The sequence below is a fragment of the Streptomyces yunnanensis genome (genome assembly GCF_029011865.1).
In the GTDB taxonomy this organism is placed as follows: Bacteria; Actinomycetota; Actinomycetes; order Streptomycetales; family Streptomycetaceae; genus Streptomyces; species Streptomyces yunnanensis.
Map to the genome: position 1 here is coordinate 4,749,365 of NZ_CP095749.1, position 17,550 is coordinate 4,766,914.

23 protein-coding genes and 1 pseudogene are annotated in these 17,550 nt (G+C 69.8%); 12 read left to right on the plus strand and 12 right to left on the minus strand.

Features of this window, described 5'->3' with window-relative positions:
• Nucleotides 1-321: 321 nt before the first annotated feature.
• Together MOV08_RS20505 and MOV08_RS20510 are read left to right on the plus strand one after the other, a co-directional pair.
• On the plus strand, nt 322-1,452 hold the full coding sequence (locus tag MOV08_RS20505) for an SPFH domain-containing protein (protein ID WP_275308455.1): 1,131 nt from the start codon (nt 322-324) through the stop codon (nt 1,450-1,452).
• Nucleotides 1,453-1,477: 25 nt separating this feature from the next.
• Entirely contained in the window at nt 1,478-2,794 is a 1,317-nt protein-coding gene (locus tag MOV08_RS20510) for a TFIIB-type zinc ribbon-containing protein (protein ID WP_275308456.1), read from the plus strand.
• 60 nt (nt 2,795-2,854) lie between these two features.
• Here MOV08_RS20510 and MOV08_RS20515 read toward each other — a convergent pair whose 3' ends face one another.
• The 4 genes from MOV08_RS20515 to MOV08_RS20530 form a co-directional block, all read right to left on the minus strand.
• On the minus strand, nt 2,855-3,094 hold the full coding sequence (locus tag MOV08_RS20515) for a hypothetical protein (RefSeq protein ID WP_039634533.1): 240 nt from the start codon (nt 3,092-3,094) through the stop codon (nt 2,855-2,857).
• A 211-nt stretch (nt 3,095-3,305) separates the two neighbouring features.
• Nucleotides 3,306-3,749, minus strand: coding sequence for a DUF2267 domain-containing protein (locus tag MOV08_RS20520; protein ID WP_275308457.1), 444 nt, complete (start codon nt 3,747-3,749; stop codon nt 3,306-3,308).
• Nucleotides 3,750-3,811: 62 nt separating this feature from the next.
• The gene (locus MOV08_RS20525) at nt 3,812-4,207 is read right to left on the minus strand and encodes a DUF2267 domain-containing protein (protein ID WP_039641235.1); all 396 of its coding nucleotides are present in this window, start codon (nt 4,205-4,207) and stop codon (nt 3,812-3,814) included.
• A gap of 96 nt (nt 4,208-4,303) precedes the next feature.
• Nucleotides 4,304-4,735, minus strand: coding sequence for an Hsp20/alpha crystallin family protein (locus MOV08_RS20530; RefSeq protein WP_275308458.1), 432 nt, complete (start codon nt 4,733-4,735; stop codon nt 4,304-4,306).
• Between the two features lie 128 nt (nt 4,736-4,863).
• Here MOV08_RS20530 and MOV08_RS20535 point away from each other — a divergent pair.
• Nucleotides 4,864-5,492: pseudogene (locus MOV08_RS20535) on the plus strand (type III effector protein).
• Nucleotides 5,493-5,799: 307 nt separating this feature from the next.
• Here MOV08_RS20535 and MOV08_RS20540 read toward each other — a convergent pair.
• Both MOV08_RS20540 and MOV08_RS20545 read right to left on the minus strand, forming a co-directional pair.
• On the minus strand, nt 5,800-6,378 hold the full coding sequence (locus MOV08_RS20540; protein ID WP_039634540.1) for an HD domain-containing protein: 579 nt from the start codon (nt 6,376-6,378) through the stop codon (nt 5,800-5,802).
• Nucleotides 6,379-6,392: 14 nt separating this feature from the next.
• The gene (locus MOV08_RS20545) at nt 6,393-6,893 is read right to left on the minus strand and encodes a hypothetical protein (RefSeq protein ID WP_275308459.1); all 501 of its coding nucleotides are present in this window, start codon (nt 6,891-6,893) and stop codon (nt 6,393-6,395) included.
• 143 nt (nt 6,894-7,036) lie between these two features.
• Between MOV08_RS20545 and MOV08_RS20550 the strand changes: the two genes are divergently transcribed.
• Both MOV08_RS20550 and MOV08_RS20555 read left to right on the plus strand, forming a co-directional pair.
• Complete coding sequence (locus MOV08_RS20550; protein WP_338057180.1) at nt 7,037-7,348, plus strand: hypothetical protein; 312 nt, start codon at nt 7,037-7,039, stop codon at nt 7,346-7,348.
• A complete protein-coding gene (locus tag MOV08_RS20555; RefSeq protein ID WP_275308460.1) occupies nt 7,345-7,701 on the plus strand; it encodes an ASCH domain-containing protein in 357 nt (118 codons plus the stop codon). Before MOV08_RS20550 ends, MOV08_RS20555 begins: the two co-directional genes overlap by 4 nt.
• 323 nt (nt 7,702-8,024) lie before the next feature.
• Here the strand turns inward: MOV08_RS20555 and MOV08_RS20560 are convergent, their stop codons facing one another.
• From MOV08_RS20560 to MOV08_RS20570, 3 genes are all read right to left on the minus strand, one after another.
• Complete coding sequence (locus MOV08_RS20560; RefSeq protein ID WP_073444245.1) at nt 8,025-8,468, minus strand: DUF2267 domain-containing protein; 444 nt, start codon at nt 8,466-8,468, stop codon at nt 8,025-8,027.
• Between the two features lie 62 nt (nt 8,469-8,530).
• The gene (locus tag MOV08_RS20565; RefSeq protein WP_073444508.1) at nt 8,531-8,926 is read right to left on the minus strand and encodes a DUF2267 domain-containing protein; all 396 of its coding nucleotides are present in this window, start codon (nt 8,924-8,926) and stop codon (nt 8,531-8,533) included.
• Between the two features lie 96 nt (nt 8,927-9,022).
• Nucleotides 9,023-9,454: an Hsp20/alpha crystallin family protein gene (locus MOV08_RS20570; RefSeq protein WP_039634537.1), complete on the minus strand. Its 432-nt coding sequence runs from the start codon at nt 9,452-9,454 to the stop codon at nt 9,023-9,025.
• Nucleotides 9,455-9,582: 128 nt separating this feature from the next.
• On the opposite strand from MOV08_RS20570, the gene MOV08_RS20575 reads away from it, so the two are divergent.
• Together MOV08_RS20575 and MOV08_RS20580 are read left to right on the plus strand one after the other, a co-directional pair.
• Nucleotides 9,583-10,212, plus strand: a complete 630-nt coding sequence (locus MOV08_RS20575) for a type III effector protein (RefSeq protein ID WP_073444244.1) — start codon at nt 9,583-9,585, stop codon at nt 10,210-10,212.
• Between the two features lie 193 nt (nt 10,213-10,405).
• Nucleotides 10,406-10,648, plus strand: coding sequence for a hypothetical protein (locus MOV08_RS20580; protein WP_073444243.1), 243 nt, complete (start codon nt 10,406-10,408; stop codon nt 10,646-10,648).
• 137 nt (nt 10,649-10,785) lie between these two features.
• Here the strand turns inward: MOV08_RS20580 and MOV08_RS20585 are convergent, their stop codons facing one another.
• The 3 genes from MOV08_RS20585 to MOV08_RS20595 all read right to left on the minus strand — a co-directional run bounded on the left by MOV08_RS20585 (nt 10,786) and on the right by MOV08_RS20595 (nt 12,860).
• On the minus strand, nt 10,786-11,208 hold the full coding sequence (locus tag MOV08_RS20585; RefSeq protein ID WP_073444242.1) for a hypothetical protein: 423 nt from the start codon (nt 11,206-11,208) through the stop codon (nt 10,786-10,788).
• Nucleotides 11,209-11,316: 108 nt separating this feature from the next.
• Nucleotides 11,317-11,880, minus strand: a complete 564-nt coding sequence (locus MOV08_RS20590; RefSeq protein WP_208622181.1) for a peptide deformylase — start codon at nt 11,878-11,880, stop codon at nt 11,317-11,319.
• On the minus strand, nt 11,877-12,860 hold the full coding sequence (locus tag MOV08_RS20595) for a helix-turn-helix domain-containing protein (protein ID WP_208622180.1): 984 nt from the start codon (nt 12,858-12,860) through the stop codon (nt 11,877-11,879). Before MOV08_RS20595 ends, MOV08_RS20590 begins: the two co-directional genes overlap by 4 nt.
• 147 nt (nt 12,861-13,007) lie before the next feature.
• Here MOV08_RS20595 and MOV08_RS20600 point away from each other — a divergent pair, with 147 nt between their 5' ends.
• From MOV08_RS20600 to MOV08_RS20620, 5 genes are read left to right on the plus strand one after another with little or no spacing between them, the layout of a single operon-like run.
• A complete protein-coding gene (locus MOV08_RS20600) occupies nt 13,008-14,165 on the plus strand; it encodes a glycosyltransferase family protein (protein ID WP_073444241.1) in 1,158 nt (385 codons plus the stop codon).
• Nucleotides 14,162-14,866, plus strand: coding sequence for a hypothetical protein (locus tag MOV08_RS20605; protein WP_079181871.1), 705 nt, complete (start codon nt 14,162-14,164; stop codon nt 14,864-14,866). Before MOV08_RS20600 ends, MOV08_RS20605 begins: the two co-directional genes overlap by 4 nt.
• Nucleotides 14,863-16,101 carry a glycosyltransferase family protein gene (locus tag MOV08_RS20610; protein WP_275308461.1) on the plus strand — a complete coding sequence of 413 codons (1,239 nt, stop codon included), beginning with the start codon at nt 14,863-14,865 and terminating at the stop codon, nt 16,099-16,101. The genes MOV08_RS20605 and MOV08_RS20610 overlap by 4 nt, the downstream gene beginning before the upstream one ends.
• A complete protein-coding gene (locus MOV08_RS20615) occupies nt 16,095-16,961 on the plus strand; it encodes a glycosyltransferase family 2 protein (protein WP_073444239.1) in 867 nt (288 codons plus the stop codon). Before MOV08_RS20610 ends, MOV08_RS20615 begins: the two co-directional genes overlap by 7 nt.
• A gap of 44 nt (nt 16,962-17,005) precedes the next feature.
• Nucleotides 17,006-17,530: a P-loop nucleotide/nucleoside kinase family protein gene (locus MOV08_RS20620; protein ID WP_275308462.1), complete on the plus strand. Its 525-nt coding sequence runs from the start codon at nt 17,006-17,008 to the stop codon at nt 17,528-17,530.
• The last annotated feature ends 20 nt before the right edge of the window (nt 17,531-17,550 follow it).

The following is a 17,550-nucleotide window of genomic DNA, read 5'->3' on the forward strand; positions in this document are numbered from 1 at the left end:
CGGCCACCTCGTTGCGCTCGCTCATGGGGAGCTCCTCTACGGTCCCGCGGCGGCCGTCGACACCCGACAGCCTTGTCGCGTCCATGTCCGTAACAACCGATACAGGAACGTATCCGATGCGTCGGTGCCGCAACAAGGACCGCCGGAGGCGGATCGCCGGCCGGCCGCCCCGATGCACCTCGTCCGCACCGCTGCAGGACACCTCGGGGACCGGCTTCTACTATGACGTGGACATCTGAGTGGACGTACTCCGTCATCGCCACCGCCGGCAGCGGCCCGGCCGGGCGTCCGGAGCGAACAGGGGGACCTGTCGTGGGCTTCATGGACCGCGTACGCGGCGAATTCATCGACATCATCGAGTGGACCGACGACAGTCGGGACACGATCGTCTGGCGCTTCCCGCGCTACGAGAACGAGATCAAGATGGGCGCCAAGCTCATCGTGCGCGAGTCGCAGGTCGCCGTCTTCGTCAACCAGGGCCGGATCGCGGACGTCTTCGCGCCGGGCATGCACGAGCTGCAGACGGGGAACCTGCCGATCCTGTCCACGCTCCAGGGCTGGAAGTACGGCTTCCACTCGCCGTTCAAGGCGGAGGTCTACTTCGTCACCACCCGGCAGTTCACGGACCTGAAGTGGGGCACGCAGAACCCGGTCACGGTGCGGGACCCGGAGTTCGGCATGGTGCGGCTGCGGGCGTTCGGCGGCTACGCGGCGCGGGTGTCCGACCCCGCCAGGCTGATCACCGAACTCGCCGGCACCGACCCGCAGTTCCGCACCGAAGAGGTCGAGGAGTACCTGCGGCAGCTGATCGTGGGACGGCTCGGCACGCTGCTGGCCAGCTCGGGCATCCCCATGCTCGACCTCGCCGCGCGCCAGGCCGAGCTCGGCGACCGGCTGGCCAAGGGGCTGACCGACGAGCTGGCGGCGTCGCACGGCATCTCGATCCCGAAGTTCATCATCGAGAACATCTCGCTGCCGCCCGAGGTCGAGCAGGCCATCGACGCCCGCAGCCGCATGGGCATCCTCGGCAACGTCGACAACTACGCGCGCCTCCAGGCGGCGGACGCGATCCGGGACGCGGCGAACAACCCCGGCGGCGCCGGCGAGGGCATGGGCCTGGGGCTCGGCATGGCCGTCGGCCAGCAGATGGCGCAGGCGTTCACGCCCCAGCACAACCAGCAGCAGGCGCCCGCCGCGCCGGCCCCCGGCGGCGCGGCCGTTCCGCCGCCGCTCCCCGGCCAGCAGCAGTACCAGTGGTACGTGGCCGTGGACGGGCAGCAGCAGGGCCCCTACGACCACGCGACGTTCACCGGGCACATCGGCTCGGGTGCGATCCGACCCGGCATGCTCGCCTGGCGAGAGGGCATGGGGGCATGGCAGCCGGTGGAGAACGTGCCGGAGCTCGCCCAGCACTTCCGCGCCACCCCGCCGCCGCTGCCGCCGCAGGCGTGACCCACCGCCAGGAGGCCGTGACCCCATGAGCTACCAGCCGTACCAGCCGCAGCAGCCGTACCCACCCCAGCAGCCCTATCCACAACAGCCCTACCCCCAGCAGGCACCGCAGCCGCCCTACCAGCAGCAGCCGTACCCGCAGCAGGCGCCGCAGCAGCCCTATCCACAGCAGCCGCAACAGCCTTACCAGCAGCCTGCGCAGCAATACCCGCCGCAGCAGCCCCAGCAGTACCAACAGCCGCCACAGCCACAGCAGTCGCAGCCCCCGCAGCCGCCGGCGCAGCAGCCCCCGCAGCAGTCCGAGCAGCAGCAGCCGCAGTCCTACGCCTGCCCGAGCTGCGGTTCCACCGCCGAGTACGCCCCCGGCAAGAACGCGCTGCGCTGCCCGAACTGCGGCTTCGAGCAGCCCATCGCCCCCGTCAACCGCGAGGTGCGGGAGCACGCCTGGGAGGAGCTGGCGACGCTGGCTCCCAAGCCGATGGCGGCCGGCGGACACGTCCTGAAGTGCCCCGGCTGCGGCGCGACCAACGAGACCACCGCGCTCTCCGGCCGCTGCCAGTTCTGCGCCACGCCCTTGGTCGCCTCGGCCGCCACCGACCGGATCGTCCCCGAGGGCCTGGTGCCGTTCCGGGTGAACAAGCGGGACGTGCACGACAACCTGCGCAAGTGGGCCCGCTCGCGCTGGTTCGCGCCGAACAACCTCAAGACGGTGAGCTCGGCGGAGACCCTGCACGGGACGTATGTGCCGCACTGGACGTACGACGCCGCGACCGCCTCCGCCTACCACGGCGAACGCGGCGAGGAGTACACGGTCGGGAGCGGGGACGACAAGGAGACCAAGGTCCGCTGGTACCGCGTCAACGGCACGGTCCAGCGGTTCTTCGACGACGTCCTCGTCCCCGGTGTCGGACACCTCCCGGCCGACAAGCTCACCGCCCTGGAGCCCTGGCCGCTGAAGCAGGCGGTGGCGTACCAGGAGGAGTACCTGGCCGGCTTCCGGACCCTGCGGTACGACATCGAGCCGGAGTCGGGCTTCCAGACCGCCCAGGACAAGATGTCCAAGGTGATCGAGGAGGACTGCAAGCGGGACATCGGCGGCGACCGCCAGCGGGTGCACTCGGTCGACACCAACTACGGGTCGGTGACGTACAAGCTCCTGCTGCTCCCCGTGTGGTTCGCCTCGTACGTCTACAACGGCAAGCAGTGGCAGGTCATGGTCAACGCCGAGACCGGCGAGGTGACCGGCGACCGCCCCTACAGCCCCTGGAAGATCGCCTTCTTGATCCTCATCGTGGCGGTGGTGGCGACGCTCGCCCTCGTCCTGGGCAAGCACCACCACTGACGGGGCGCCCCGTCCGAGCCGCCGGCCGTGCCCGCTCGGGGCGCGGCCGGCGCGGCCGCCCTACTTCTGCCCGGCCAGGCTGATGATGACGATCAGGACGAACAGCCCGAGCAGGAGGGCACCGCACCCGCCGCACCCACCACCGCCGCCACCGCCGCCGTTGATCTGCTGGGCACCGCCCGGTACGAGATGTGGATGGTGGCGGGCGTAGTGATCGATGATCCGCCGTTCCGCCTCGGACTCCGTGAGCCAGGGCGTGGTGTAGCGGCACTCGCCGCACGCGTTGCGAAAGGTAGCCACAACTCCCCCTAGATGTAGGCCACTTGATAAACAGGGCAGCACGGGGCGGGTCGCTTGGCAACCCCCGCGACAGGCCCTTGCGGACCAGGGAAAACTACGCTCGGTGGTTCTCACTGGTCCGCAGGGTTTTTCGGTGTGTTGTGCCCTGGGTGTGCCGGCGGGCAGCCACGCTCCCCGGGCGACGAGAGGACACGCCATCCGCACTGCCTGTTTATGCGGCGGGGTTGAGTTCGGCTCGGCCGAACAGCAGGGCGTAGCCGGTGGGGAGCTGGTGGAGGATGCGGGTGGTGAGGTCGGGGCCGGCGTGGGCGACGACGGCGGAGAAGACGGATCCGGTGTCCCAGCGGGTGGTGGCCATGGAGGCGCCGCGGCGAGCGGCGAGGTCCTTGACGAAGGCCCAGCCGGTCAGGGGCTGGGCGTCGGGGATCTGTGCGGTCAGGACGCGTGCGGCTTCCAGGGGCAGCCGGGCGGCCAGGTCGACGCGTTCGTCGCCGGTCAGCTGGCGTCCCAGCCCCGCAAGGACCAGGCGGACGGCTTCGTCGGCCTTCTCGCGGGTGGGGTAGGCGCCTTCGTAGCGGACCTTCTCCAGCATCTGCTCATACGCCGTCGAGTACGGCTGCCGGTGCTCAAGCGGTCCGTGCACGTCGGTGATCACTGCGGTGCATGCCTTTCGTGGAGCCAGGGTCGGGTGATGCCGATGTGGCACCGAGGTGTGGGTCAGGTGGGCTGGGGGCGGCCGAAGAGGAGGTCGTAGCCGGCGGGGAGCTGGAGCAGGATCTGCGCCAGCAGGTCGTCGCCGGCCGCGTCGGCGACCGTGGACAGCACGGCGCTGACGTCCCAGGTCGCGGTCTGCTCGGTGGCGCCCTCGATCCAGGCCGCGGTCGCCCGCACGAACCGCTCCGGCGTGAGCGGTTCGGCGCTCTGCAGCGGGTTGAGCAGGATCAGGGCGAATTCCTCCGGCAGGCGGGCCGCGAGCTGGGCGCGGACCTCGCCGACCAGGTGCGCGCCGAGCAGGGCGAGCACTACCCGGGCCGCGCGCTCGGCTTCCTCCACAGTGCCGTACTCGCCGCGTTCCTTCACATGATCGAGGAACGCTTCGCGTCGCAGAGCCATCTCGGCCACCACCCCTTCTTCGGACTGCCCAGGGGGTGCGGAGGGCGGGCTGAGGGGGATTTAAGGTGCCCGTCCTCCGCACCCGTCCGGCTGGTGTCAGCCGGAGATTTCCTTGTGGCCGGATCCGACGCCGATGGAGATCTTGCGGGGCTTGGCGCGCTCGGCGATCGGGATGCGCAGGGTGAGCACGCCCGCGTCGTAGTCGGCCGTGATGTGCTCGGTGTCGAGGGTGTCGGCGAGCATGATCTGTCGGGAGAAGACGCCCAGTGGCCGCTCGGACAGCTCCATCTGCACGTCGGCGCCCTTCGTCACCGGCCGGCGCTCGGCCTTGACGGTGAGCATGTTCCGCTCGACGTCGATGTCGATCGCCTCGGCGGTGACGCCGGGAAGGTCGAAGGCCACCACGTACTGGTCGCCCTCGCGGTAGGCGTCCATCGGCATCGCCGACGGCTTCGACCAGGTACCCGGGCCCATCAGCTGCTGGGACAGCCGGTCCAGCTCACGGAAGGGGTCAGTGCGCATCAACATCGTGAAAACACCTCCAGCAGGTTCAGGCAGTTACTGCCAATGCGCCTCACTGACACCGTTGTAACATGTCATCCAATGGATGACAAACAAGATGTCGTCGACATGATGACAACGAGAGGGAGGTGCCCGTGACCCCGGCCAACCAGCCGTCCTCGTCCAGCACCGACGCCCACAGCCCGGCGTCGTTCCTCGCCGCCGCGGCGGCCCTTAACGCCATAGACGACGCCCTGCACACCGCCCGGCACGAGCCCCCCGACACCCCCGGCTCCGGGCCGGCCCCGGAGCAGGCTCTGGCCTCCCTGATGCTGCTGCGGCAGGTCCGCGAGCAGCTCGCCGGATGGGAGACCGGCCTGATCGAAACCGCCCGTGACGCCGGCGCCAGCTGGGCCGACCTCGCCCACCCCTCGGCGTCGCCAGCCGCCAGGCCGCCGAGCGCCGCTACCTGCGCGGCCGTCCCGGCCCGGCGGGGACCACCGGCGAACAGCGTGTGACGGCCACCCGCCAGGCCCGCGCCGCCGAACGCACCACCTCCACCTGGGCCCGCGCCAACGCGGCCGACCTGCGCCGCCTCGCCGGTCAGATCACCGCACTCACCGACCTGCCCCCCGCCGCCCGCCACCCGCTCAGGGAACTCCACGCGGCTCTCGCCCAGGACGACCCGACCGACCTCGTCGCCCCCCTGACCGCCACGCGCCCCCACCTGACCACCGCGCACCCCGACCTCGCCGCACGACTCGACGCCCTCACACCCCCCTAACCCCGCCCAGCGCGCACGCTCCTGTTCCACGGCCACCTCAAGCTCGTCCGGCCCGCACGACGGCGGAAGGAACTCCACGGCGCGACAGCGCGCTTACGGAGCCCGCGAGCCGAACATGCAAGGTCGGACTGGACAGATACCGCTGTCACTGACCAACGCATTCCTTCACTGTCCAGCTAGCGCCGGCGCACGGATGCAGTGTCCGGGAAGAACATCGCCATTCCAGACGGTACGGAGCGGGCAGGGCAGATATGGCAGTGACCGCGACGATCCTCTACGTGGACCGCTATAGAGGAGCCGTCCTTAGTCAGGCCAGGTACGTCTTCTGCCACTCGATCGACGACATGTTCAGCGCGGCCTCGGCAAGGGCCTGGGCGGAGGCAGTCTTGAGCTTGGCCACGCTGGTGTCGATCCAGTTCTGGACGTTGGCGCAGCCCTGTTCGCGGTATTCGACGGCCTGGACGAGGCATTCGAGCTTGTCGGCGTCGTGGGCGACGACGACTTCGAGGGAGTCGCCGTTCTCGTACTCCTCGACCACTCGCTGGACGCCGGCCGCGACCGCCGGGTGGGCGGCGGAGACCTGGTCGGCGGTGACCTTCTCGTTGGAGGCGGCTTCGACGTAGCGGCGGCCGATGTGGGGGATATCGCCGACGCGAGTCTCCTGGGTGTCGTGGAAAAGGCACATCAGGGCGACCTTGGCAGGGTCGGCGCCTTCCATCATCGCCAGGACAGCGCCGATGATGCCGACGCGGAAACTGTGCTCGGCGATGCTCTCGGGGTCCTTGACACCGGCGATCCACCAGCCGGTGCGCTTGGCACGCTTGAGCATGCCCATCTCCAGGAGGTACCCAGCCGTGCCCCGCGCGTTGATCGTCTCGTCCGCCATGGTGCCCTCCGGTGTCAGTGCGGTTGATCGCGTAGAACGTAGGGCACGGCGCCGAGTTCGCGCCGGGATCGTGGGGAGATCACGCCAGCGTCGAGTATCCGCGCCACCCGTCCGGCGAGAGAGCGGGCCAGCGCCGGCGACGCCTGTGGCAGCCAGGTGTGCGCGGTCAGCAGTGCCCACAGGGAGTGGGCGTACAGGTCGACATAGCCGGGTGACTCCTCGAAGCCGCGGGCGAGGCCGCGCAGGAGGGTGTCCCCGCCCTGGGCGGCGGCTTCGACCGCGTCCCGCAGGTTTGCGAAGAAGGAGTCGCGGTCTTGGGCGCCCATCAGTGGTGTCGGCGCTACGGGTCCGCGTCGGGACGGACTCCGGCCGCGTAACGCCGGTGGCGGGGTGCCGTTCACGGCCCACGCGATCATGTGGGCGGTGTCGCGTGTGTGGACCCACTCGGCGAGAGGGTGCGGATCGGACCTCTCCGGTGGGGCGAGGGTGGCCTCGATGATTCGGTCGGCGTCCATGGCGGCGTCCAGGAGAGCCAGGGCCGTGTGATTCGCGCCGAGGGCCAGAAGCCGGCGCTTCAGGTCAAGGAAGGCGCCGGCTTTCATGTTGGCCAGGGGCCGGCGGCCGGACTCCCGTCCCTGCACAGCTCGTCGACGGCGCCATGCAAGCCATCGGACTCACCCCCGAACAGCTCCCCGCCCGCATGTTCTGCCCGCAGGTGGTCACCGACACCGGCGCCAAGCTGTCCAAGTCCCTCATCCGGCGAGGGCAGACAGCTTTGCCCGAAGGCGCCGAGCCCTGGATGCTCGACGCCCGAAAGTGGCCCGGTTCGTTGTCCGAGTACGTCGAGCGCCTGCTCGGCCTGGCCGGGGTTCTGCTCTCCGATCCGCGGCACTTCTTCCGCTCGTACTCGGCCGCAGAGATCGGCCTCATGATGACCGCGCCACAGACGAGGAACCTTCCCACCCCATGACGCACAGCACCCCTCGCCACCGCGAACTGAACCTCTACCGCCAGTACTTCGCACTCGTCGCCGCCGGCACCAAGACGATCGAGGTCCGGGTCAAATACCCCCACCTCGCCGGCCTCGCCGCAGACGACACGATCCGCTTCCGGATCAAGGGCACCGAGGAGACCTGCGACGTCCGCGTGAAGCGCGTCACCGAGTACCCGGACTTCGAGGCCCTGCTCGACGGTGAGGGGCCGGCCAACATCGACCCAACAGCCAGCCGCGAACAGCAGCTCGCCAATATCCGCACCATCTACGGGCCCGAGAAGGAAGCCCTTGGCGCGCTCGCCATCGAGATCGGGCTCCCGGCACTCTGAAAGCGCGCGATCACGACGCCATCGGAAGCGCCGCCCCCTCCCGCCACTTGAGGATCAAATGGGGTGGGGTGGGGGCTGACCTGCGGCTTTACCGCGAAAACCCTGCGGACCAGGGAAAACTACGCTCGGTGGTTCCCACTGGTCCGCAGGGTTTTTCGGTGCGTTGTGCCCTGGGTGTGCCCGCGGGCAGCACATACGGATAGGCGGGCCTGCCCCTCTGCGGTACGCCCTCGGCGGGACAGTCAGTTGTCGAGGGAGATCGCGTTCTTGGCTCGTTCAACAGCCTGGGGCCGGTCGTCCGCACCACGCCCCGCAGTGGCTGTCTATGCGGCGGGGTTGAGTTCGGCTCGGCCGAACAGCAGGGCGTAGCCGCTGGGGAGCTGGTGGAGGATGCGAGTGATCAGGTCGGGGCCGGCGTAGGCGACGACGGCGGAGAAGACGGATCCGGTGTCCCAGCGGGTGGTGGCCATGGAGGCGCCGCGGCGGGTGGCGAGGTCCTTGACGAAGGCCCAGCCGGTCAGGGGCTGGGTGTCGGGGATCTGCGCGGTCAGGACGCGTGCGGCCTCCAGGGGCAGCCGGGCGGCCAAGTCGACGCGTTCGTCGCCGGTCAGCTGGCGTCCCAGCCCCGCAAGGACCAGGCGGACGGCTTCGTCGGCCTCCTCGCGGGTGGGGTAGGCGCCTTCGTAGCGGACCTTCTCCAGCATCTGCTCGTACGCCGTCGAGTACGGCTGCTGGTGCTCAAGCGGTCCGTGCACGTCGGTGATCACTGCGGTGCATGCCTTTCGTGGAGCCAGGGTCGGGTGATGCCGATGTGGCACCGAGGTGTGGGTCAGGTGGGCTGGGGGCGGCCGAAGAGCAGGTCGTAGCCGTCGGGGAGCTGGAGCAGGATCTGCGCCAGTAGGTCGTCGCCGGCCGTGTCGGCGACCGTGGACAGCACGGCGCTGACGTCCCAGGTCGCGGTCTGCTCGGTGGCGCCCTCGATCCAGGCCGCCGTCGCCCGCACAAACCGCTCCGGCGTGAGCGGTTCGGCGCTCTGCAGCGGGTTGAGCAGGATCAGGGCGAATTCCTCCGGCAGGCGGGCCGCGAGCTGGGCGCGGACTTCGCCGACCAGGTGCGCGCCGAGTAGGGCGAGCACCACCCGGGCCGCGCGTTCGGCTTCCTCCACAGTGCCGTACTCGCCGCGTTCGGTCACGTGGGCGAGGAACGCTTCGCGTCGCAGAGTCATCTCGGCCACCACCCCTTCTTCGGACTGCCCAGGGGGTGCGGAGGGCGGGCTGAGGGGGATTTAAGGTGCCCGTCCTCCGCACCCGTCCGGCTGGTGTCAGCCGGAGATTTCCTTGTGGCCGGATCCGACGCCGATGGAGATCTTGCGGGGCTTGGCGCGCTCGGCGATCGGGATGCGCAGGGTGAGCACGCCCGCGTCGTAGTCGGCCGTGATGTGCTCGGTGTCGAGGGTGTCGGCGAGCATGATCTGGCGGGAGAAGACGCCCAGTGGCCGCTCGGACAGCTCCATCTGCACGTCGTCGCCCTTCGTCACCGGCCGGCGCTCGGCCTTGACGGTGAGCATGTTCCGCTCGACGTCGATGTCGATCGCCTCGGCGGTGACGCCGGGAAGGTCGAAGGCCACCACGTACTGGTCGCCCTCGCGGTAGGCGTCCATCGGCATCGCCGACGGCTTCGACCAGGTACCCGGGCCCATCAGCTGCTGGGACAGCCGGTCCAGCTCACGGAAGGGGTCAGTGCGCATCAACATCGTGAAAACACCTCCAGCAGGTTCAGGCAGTTACTGCCAATGCGCCTCACTGACACCGTTGTAACATGTCATCCAATGGATGACAAACAAGATGTCGTCGACATGATGACAACGAGAGGGAGGTGCCCATGACCCCAGCCAACCAGCCGTCCTCGTCCAGCACCGACGCCCACAGCCCGGCGTCGTTCCTCGCCGCCGCGGCGGCCCTTAACGCCATAGACGACGCCCTGCACACCGCCCGGCACGAGCCCCCCGACACCCCCGGCTCCGGGCCGGCCCCGGAGCAGGCTCTGGCCTCCCTGATGCTGCTGCGGCAGGTCCGCGAGCAGCTCGCCGGATGGGAGACCGGCCTGATCGAAACCGCCCGCGACGCCGGCGCCAGCTGGGCCGACCTCGCCCACCCCCTCGGCGTCGCCAGCCGCCAGGCCGCCGAGCGCCGCTACCTGCGCGGCCGTCCCGGCCCGGCGGGGACCACCGGCGAACAGCGTGTGACGGCCACCCGCCAGGCCCGCGCCGCCGAACGCACCACCTCCACCTGGGCCCGCGCCAACGCGGCCGACCTGCGCCGCCTCGCCGGTCAGATCACCGCACTCACCGACCTGCCCCCCGCCGCCCGCCACCCGCTCAGGGAACTCCACGCGGCTCTCGCCCAGGACGACCCGACCGACCTCGTCGCCCCCCTGACCGCCACGCGCCCCCACCTGACCACCGCGCACCCCGACCTCGCCACACGACTCGACGCCCTCACACCCCCCTAACCCCGCCCAGCGCGCACGCTCCTGTTCCACGGCCACCTCAAGCTCGTCCGGCCCGCACGACGGCGGAAGGAACTCCACGGCGCGACAGCGCGCTTACGGAGCCCGCGAGCCGAATATGCAAGGTCGGACTGGACAGATACCGCTGTCACTGACCAACGCATTCCTTCACTATCCAGCTAGCGCCGGCGCACGGATGCGGTGTCCGGGAAGAACGGACATCGAAGCCCGCCTCCGGCAGGTCGACGACGACGGCGAAGGCGGCACCCGAGGCCCAGCCGCCCGATTCGACGACGCCTACCGAGAGATCCGCCGATCGCTGATCGCGGTGGAGACGGCTGAATTCCAGCAGCTCTACGAGGCCAACAAGATCAGTAACAGCACCCGGCGTCGCCTCCAACGCGCCCTCGATCTGGAGGAAGCCGGCCTCGGAGACTGACCGGAGACCGTATGGAAGTGCCCAGAGCTGCCAGCGCCCGCTTTCCGGGCGGCGGGGACCGGGCGTCGCAGCTTCCCTGGCACTGGGCAGACGATGCAGATGTCCTGTGACAGCAACACCGACAGGCTTGTGCCTGCCTACCAGGTCGGCTCCGGGCCGTCATCGCCGAACTGCTGGCGCCAGCGCAGGTAGTCCAGGTTCTCCCACGCCACCCCTTCCGCGATTTGCTCCGGGGTCAGCCCAGTCTCCCCGGCCAGGACCTCCTTGCTGATCCGCCCCCTGTGCTTCTCCACAGCCCTGGCGATCTTCCCGGCCCACAGCTCGCTCTGAACGAACGGCCGGTGTTCGTACTGCTCGACCAGCTCGGCCAGGTGCTCCTTCGTACACCCGACGACCACACGCTTACCGTCGAACTTCGCGTCGACGGCGTGGATCGACGACGAATCCGGGACCACGGCATACCACTCGGTACCGTCCGAGATCACGGTGCCGCACAGATCACACAGCGCGGTCTGGGCCTCGTCCTTGGCGCCGTCGTCCGGCTCGTTGCTGTCCGCCACCCTTCCTGTCTATCGCTCGGCGGCCGAGATCGCGCGTCACCCGGTGGACAGCCGCGGGTCTGTCGCCGATACAGCGGGACACTGCACGCGAACCGGGCCACTGGTGGCCTACTCGTACGCCCAGGCCCGGCCGGTCTGCCGGTATTCACCCACGGGAATCGGGTCGACTCCCGTCCGCATCCGGGCGGTGTACAGCAGCCCGTCGAGGTGGTCGACCTCGTGGTGGATGAGGCGGGCGAGGCCACGTTCGTAAGCGGTGAGCACGGTTTCGCCGGCCAGGTCCGTGGACTCCACCGTGATTTTCAGGGGACGGGGGACGAGGCCGCGGACATCGAAGAAGCTCAGGCATCCTTCATACTGCTCGTCCGCCTCGTCAGCACTGCTTGTGATCTTCGGATTGAGCAGGATGATGGCGGGGGCGTCGCCGGGAGGCTGGACGACAGCGGCGGCACGTGCGATGCCGATCTGTGGGGCGGCGATGCCCATGCCCTTGGCGAAGGGGTGGACTTGGCCGATTCGCGCCATGGCGGCGAACAACTCGTCCACGACGTGCTCGGCCACGTCTCGCTCGGCGGGCAGGTCGAAGCCGCGGGCCGGTTCGGCGAGGATGCCGGCACCGCGCTGGACGACCCCGAGGTCTCGCATCTGCTGGCTGGGCCGCACGTCGATCACCTGAACTCCCCTTGGTCTGTGTCGGGTTCGGGCTGTGCCCGGAACCGCCATTCCAGACGGTACCGAGCGTGCAGGGCGGGTGTGGTCGTGATCCACGTGAATTGCCGTAGGTCGCCGTCGTCACTGCGGACAGGAGGTGTGCGTAGCGGGGTGGCTTCGGCGGTCATGGAGGTCTCGGTGCCCCACACCACCGGGTCGAGGTCGGCGGGGAAGACGAGCTGCACTTCGAGTTGCTCGGTGGGGAGGCGGACGGCCCTCTGGAACCAGTTGCCCCACTTGTCGTCGCCGACGGTGTAGGCGTACTCGATCCACACGGACTCGCCGGGGTAGAGCGGGAAGCGGCCGTGTTCGTTGTCGAAGAGCAGCCAGACTTCCTTGAAGGCGTCGCGGTCGTGCTTGGCCTGCCAGCGCATCGCCTCGCCCCGGCAGGTGGCGGTGAGGTCGAGTTCGTGCCAGGTCAGCGGGTGTGCTCGGTAGTGGGCATTGGACCGCTCTGGGTCACCGGGGTAGCGGTCGACGGAGATGCGGATCAGGTAGCGGGTCACCGGCTCTTCGCCGGTGTTCCGTAGCAGCCGTCGCATCGTGAGCCGGTAGCAGCGGCCGTCGTACTGGAGTCGGGCGGCGTCGTGCTCGACGACGAGGGCAGAGCCGGTCGCGTACGGCTGCTCGGGCCTGCGCGGGGCCGGCGTGGCTGTGGGAGGGCGCCGGGCCTGCCCCTCCCTGGCCTTGGCTTGCTCGTAGTCGCACCACCGTCGCCAGATCGCCTTCCCTGCGTTGAGGGCCTCGTCGGCGAGCCGGGCGAATTCTTCACGGGGCCGGTGGCGGCCGGATTCCATGTGGCTGACGTACGAGGGGTCGAAGCCCATGGCCTGCGCTAAGGCCCGCTTGGACATGCCTCGCACTTCCCGCCACCGCGCGACCTCTGCCGCGAAGTTCTCGGCCGCCCGTTCAACGGTGATCTCGTCTTCCTGCGCGTCCATCGAAGCCCCGCCCCGCGTCCTCGTTGGTGAGCATGAGTGAACCGTGAGTGATCCCAGTTCATCATCCCGTCACGGCTCACGTCGCCGGTTTCCTTCCCTCACCGACCCGGATCGACCCTTCCGGGCAGACGAGGGAGGCGACGCATCATGCGCGTGCTGTACCTGCTCAACATCTCCAACCCTGACCAGCTGTCCGCGGATTCAGGATGGATCTTCGCGGACCTTCTCGCCCCCGCTCTGGCCGATGCCGGCGCGGAGGTGACTGTCGCGGCTCCGGCTGCGGCCGGGGATACCCGCTGCGGCTTCCACCAGACGAAGGTGCCGGGGACGAAGTACCGCGCCCGCTTCTCCGCGGACATCGACGAGCTGGTGGCACTGATCCGCGCCGAGAAGCCGGATGCGGTCGTGGCCAACCAGATCGAGGAGGCTCCGGCGATCCGCACGGCTCTGTTGGAGGCCGGATCAGAGGCGTTGCTGGCTGGCTACTGCCACTACCTGCCGTTCTCCTTCAGCGGTGGCGGTCAGCTCCTGCTCGATCCGTCGCTGAACGACCTGGGGATGGGGCGCCCGGTGCTGCTGGCGTTCGCCGCCGGGCTGGCGGCCTGTGACCGGGTGATGGTCCACTCCTCGACGGCCGCCTCATGGGTGTCGGCCGCCGCCGCCCGCACGACGGTGGACCTCGGTGACCGGTTGCGAATGGTGCCAGCACCGCGTGACGAGCGGCTGGTTCGCGACCCCGCCGCGGTCCAACGTCGGCAGGGCGCTGCTGCGATCGGGGTCTACAACCACCGGCTGTACGCGCACTACGGGACCGCGAAGTTCGTGCACCTGGCCCGCGATCTGGTGGCCTCCGGTGCGGTGCATCTCCGGGTCATGGACCTGTTCGGCCGGCGCCGGGCGGCTCGTACGGAACTGGACGGCAGCCCCGAGCGGATGCGCGACCAGCTCGCCTCCCTGCCACACGTCCAGGTCGTTTCCGACCGGGGTGACCGCGTCCGCTACAGGAATCTGCTGGCCGACGCCCGCTTCGGCATCGCCCCGTTCAGGCCCGGCTGCCCGTGGTCCATGAGCGTGATCGACTGCCAGGGCATGGGCCTGCCGGTCATCGCCCCGCGCCTGGGTTGGCTCGCCGAGCACATCGACCCCGAGCTGTGCTTCACCACTCCGGCCGAGGCCGTCAGCCTGGCCGAACGACTGGCCACGGACGACGAGTTCCACGCCGTGCACGCCAAGCGGGCTCACGCCTCCACTGCCGACTTCGCTCCCGACTTGGTCGCCGGCCGCTACTTGAAGGCGCTCTCGTGACCGAATTCGATGCGGTCTTCCTCTCCTACGACGAGCCGATGGCCGACCGCCTGCACTCCCGGCTTCAGCGGACGCTCGGCGGCACGGTCAAGCGTCTGCACGGCGTGCACGGGATGCGGCGGGCCTACCGGCTGTGCGCCGAGGTCGTCGACCGCGAGCAGTTCTTTCTCGCCGATGGCGACTTCGCCATCGACACCGGATTCGCCCCGGCTGCCGTCGAGCCCCTGGGCGAGAGCGTGTCGATGCGGGTGTGGCGGGCGGTCAATCCGGTCAACGGCCTGACCTACGGCTACGGCGGGCTGAAGCTGATCCGCCGCAGTGCCCTGCGCGAGATGGGCGAGGCGGTGGATGTGCTGGCCGCGCTGCCCGGCCGTGTCGAGTTCGCCGAACAGGCCGCGGGTGTCTCTCGGTTCAATCAGAGCCCTTTCCATGCCTGGAAGGCTGGCTTCCGCGAGTGCGGGATGCTCGCTCGTGGCAGTGAGTACGGCATGGCGGGCGAGGACGCCCGCCACCGGGTAGCGGCATGGATCAACAGCCGGGACGGGGAGTTCGCCGCCTACGCCGCGGCAGGGGCCCGGGAGGGCGTCGCCTTCGCCCGCGCGGCTGCCCGCGATCCGAAGGTTTTCGCCCACCTCAACGATCCGTCCTGGCTGCGGAGCAGGTTCGCCGCCGCCCACGGGGATCAGGCGGTGGCCGGATGATCGGCAGCCCCCTTGTACTCATCGAGCCGTACGCCGACCGCTTGGGCGGGCACCATCAGCGCACGCTGGTGGCACTCGCCCAAGCTCGGCCCGGCAGCCTGGTCATCGCTCCGAACGGGATCGCCCGCGACGCGGTCACGGCCCTGCGCGAGGCAGGAGCCCGGCTGGTGACCGCACCCACTACGCACTTGGCAACCGTGCTGCTGGCCGCCTCCCGGCTCGCGGCCGGGCTCGCGGCGATCGGGCAGAGGGTCTTCTGTTCGCGCCGCTGGCCCCGCTGTCTGCGGCGGCTGCCGCACCAGGTCACCCTGGTGGCCCGCTGTCTGACCGAAGCGTCCGTCCTGCGGACCGCCCGCCACCTGGAACCCGGCGCAGAGGCGGTGGTGATCCTGACCGCGAGCGAGGCCCTGCACGGGGCCGCCGCTCTCCTCGGCGGCCAGCCGCACCTGCGGTTCGTCCACGAGCAGGTCACCACCGAGGACGCTGCCGTGCGGCTGCTCGGCGGGCTCACCCGCCGAGGCGAGGAGCGGACTGTTGCGGTGTACCCGACTCAGGCCGTCGCTGATCAGTTCGCCGCGGCCTTCCCTGAGTTGCCCGGAGTGGTGAGGGCCTTCGCGGTCGACGACGGCCGCCGCCTGACTGCCGCCGAACGCGAGGGCGGCCGGGCGGCCTTCGACATCCCCGCCGCCGAAGCTGTGGTGTGCCTGATAGGCGGCTGGTGGCCGTACAAGGACATCGCCACCGTCGGCGCTGCGCTGACCCGCCTGACCGAACCGCTGCACCTCGTGGTCACAGGCCAACCGCTCGACACAGCCGTACTGGAACGGTGGCGGGACCTGCCCAATCTTCACCTGCATCTCGTGGTCGGCCCCGTCGCGGAAAGCGTGCTGCGGCTGGTGTACGGCACCGCCGACGCCGCCCTGGTCGCCCGGCGCCTAGGCGTCGGCAAGGAATCCGGGCTCGTAATGGACGCCGCCCGCCTGGGCGTCCCCCTGATCGTCTCCGACCACGACCCGCATCTCACTGCCCGCCTGCGCAGCCAGCCCTGGGCCCTGACCTTCCCCGCCGGCAACCCGGACGGCCTCGCCGGTGCCCTGCACGCCGTGATCCGCCAGCCGCCCGAACGGCCCGGCCCCGAGGCGCCGGGCCTGCTGGGGATGTGGACCGCCGCCGAGCAGGCCGACTTCCTCACCCGGACCTTCGCCTCACTGCGTACGAAGGAGTCCCGATGCTGACCACGCCTCCCGCTCTGATCGCTGTCATCGGTCCCGTCGAGCCACCTCTTCTGACCGCCTGGGTCCGCCACTACCAGCGGCTGGGCATCGAGCGAATCCTGCTCGCCTTCCACTTTCCCGATCACGTCCCCGACGCCCGTCGGCATGAACTCCAGTCCGCCAGCCGCGAGCTGGGCATCATCCCGACCGGCACCAGCACCGGCCCGTGGCACGAGCACACCAACACCCAGCTCCGCGACGCTCTTCGCCACAAGGCCGGACCGGGCTGGCATCTGCTCGCCGACGCCGACGAGTTCCATCAGTACCCCGCCCCTCTCCCGGAGGTCATCACCCGGGCCGAGAGGTCCGGCCACCGCGTGGTCGGTGGGCTGATGCTCGACCGCGTGGCCGCGGGCGGACACCTGGCCGGCTGGAGCCCAGAAGACGGACTCGACCTCGCCTATCCCCTCGGCGGCCACCTCACCCACCGGCTCCTGCACGGTGACCCACGAAAGATCGTCCTCGCCCGCCACGACGTCACCGTGGCCTCCGGCAACCACCGGGCACCCGGTCACCGGCCGGACGCCGACCGCATCTGCGCGGTTCACCACTTCAAGTGGCGCTCGGGCATCCTGGACGACCTCCGACGACGGGTCCACCACTTCACCTCCGGCACCTGGCAGGAACAGACGCCAGCCGTCAGAGACGAGGCCAGCCGCCTGCTCACCCACGTCGGCCAGCACCGCGGCGTAATCAACACCAGCGATCCGCGGTTCGCCTTCCGCCGGGTCAGCCTGGACCGGATGCCCTTCAGCTGGCCTGACGAGGCCCGCAGCATCTTCACCACCTGGCGGCCGTACGCGCACACCGGCCAGGATTAGAGAGAATGCCCAGCTCGCGGATAGCTCACAGAAGGGATGACCACGTGCCCCTCGCCGTTCTTCTCGTCGGCCTGACCGGCTCCGGGAAGACCACCGTCGCCAAGGCCCTGGCCGACCACGGCTACATCCGGCTGTCCGTGGACGAGGAGGTGCACCGCCTCCACGGCCGGTACGGCGTGGACTATCCCGAGCACACCTACTTCGAGCGCGAACGCCCTGTCGTCGAGGCGACCCGGGAGCGCTTCATCAAGGAGATCGAGGCCGGTCACGACGTCGTCCTCGACCATGGGCTGTGGCGCCGTAGCGAGCGCGACGCCTGGAGGCAAGCCGCCAGTGAAGCGGGCGGCCACCCCCTCGTCGTCTACCTCCCCGCCGACCGGGAGGAACTGCTCCGGCGCCTCACCGAGCGCAACCAACGTGAGGACGCCAATGCCCTCACCGTGACACCCGAAGCACTCGACGACTTCTTCGACCGCTTCGACCCTCCTACCGACGACGAAGAAGTGATCGTCCACATCGGAGACCTGAATGCGCTCGTGAACAAGCTGTCGGCGGCCAGGCAGGGCTGAAGCGCCTGCACAGAATGCTC

Bases quoted from the DNA above. Each gene is read 5' to 3' on its own strand.
- MOV08_RS20505 (WP_275308455.1), top strand. From the start codon at position 322: ATGGACCGCGTACGCGGCGAATTCATCGACATCATCGAGTGGACCGAC.
- MOV08_RS20510 (WP_275308456.1), top strand. From the start codon at position 1,478: ATGAGCTACCAGCCGTACCAGCCGCAGCAGCCGTACCCACCCCAGCAG.
- MOV08_RS20525 (WP_039641235.1), bottom strand. From the start codon at position 4,207: ATGGCTCTGCGACGCGAAGCGTTCCTCGATCATGTGAAGGAACGCGGC.
- MOV08_RS20530 (WP_275308458.1), bottom strand. From the start codon at position 4,735: ATGTTGATGCGCACTGACCCCTTCCGTGAGCTGGACCGGCTGTCCCAG.
- MOV08_RS20540 (WP_039634540.1), bottom strand. From the start codon at position 6,378: ATGGCGGACGAGACGATCAACGCGCGGGGCACGGCTGGGTACCTCCTG.
- MOV08_RS20545 (WP_275308459.1), bottom strand. From the start codon at position 6,893: ATGGACGCCGACCGAATCATCGAGGCCACCCTCGCCCCACCGGAGAGG.
- MOV08_RS20550 (WP_338057180.1), top strand. From the start codon at position 7,037: ATGCAAGCCATCGGACTCACCCCCGAACAGCTCCCCGCCCGCATGTTC.
- MOV08_RS20555 (WP_275308460.1), top strand. From the start codon at position 7,345: ATGACGCACAGCACCCCTCGCCACCGCGAACTGAACCTCTACCGCCAG.
- MOV08_RS20565 (WP_073444508.1), bottom strand. From the start codon at position 8,926: ATGACTCTGCGACGCGAAGCGTTCCTCGCCCACGTGACCGAACGCGGC.
- MOV08_RS20570 (WP_039634537.1), bottom strand. From the start codon at position 9,454: ATGTTGATGCGCACTGACCCCTTCCGTGAGCTGGACCGGCTGTCCCAG.
- MOV08_RS20575 (WP_073444244.1), top strand. From the start codon at position 9,583: ATGACCCCAGCCAACCAGCCGTCCTCGTCCAGCACCGACGCCCACAGC.
- MOV08_RS20580 (WP_073444243.1), top strand. From the start codon at position 10,406: ATGCGGTGTCCGGGAAGAACGGACATCGAAGCCCGCCTCCGGCAGGTC.
- MOV08_RS20595 (WP_208622180.1), bottom strand. From the start codon at position 12,860: ATGGACGCGCAGGAAGACGAGATCACCGTTGAACGGGCGGCCGAGAAC.
- MOV08_RS20600 (WP_073444241.1), top strand. From the start codon at position 13,008: ATGCGCGTGCTGTACCTGCTCAACATCTCCAACCCTGACCAGCTGTCC.
- MOV08_RS20610 (WP_275308461.1), top strand. From the start codon at position 14,863: ATGATCGGCAGCCCCCTTGTACTCATCGAGCCGTACGCCGACCGCTTG.
- MOV08_RS20615 (WP_073444239.1), top strand. From the start codon at position 16,095: ATGCTGACCACGCCTCCCGCTCTGATCGCTGTCATCGGTCCCGTCGAG.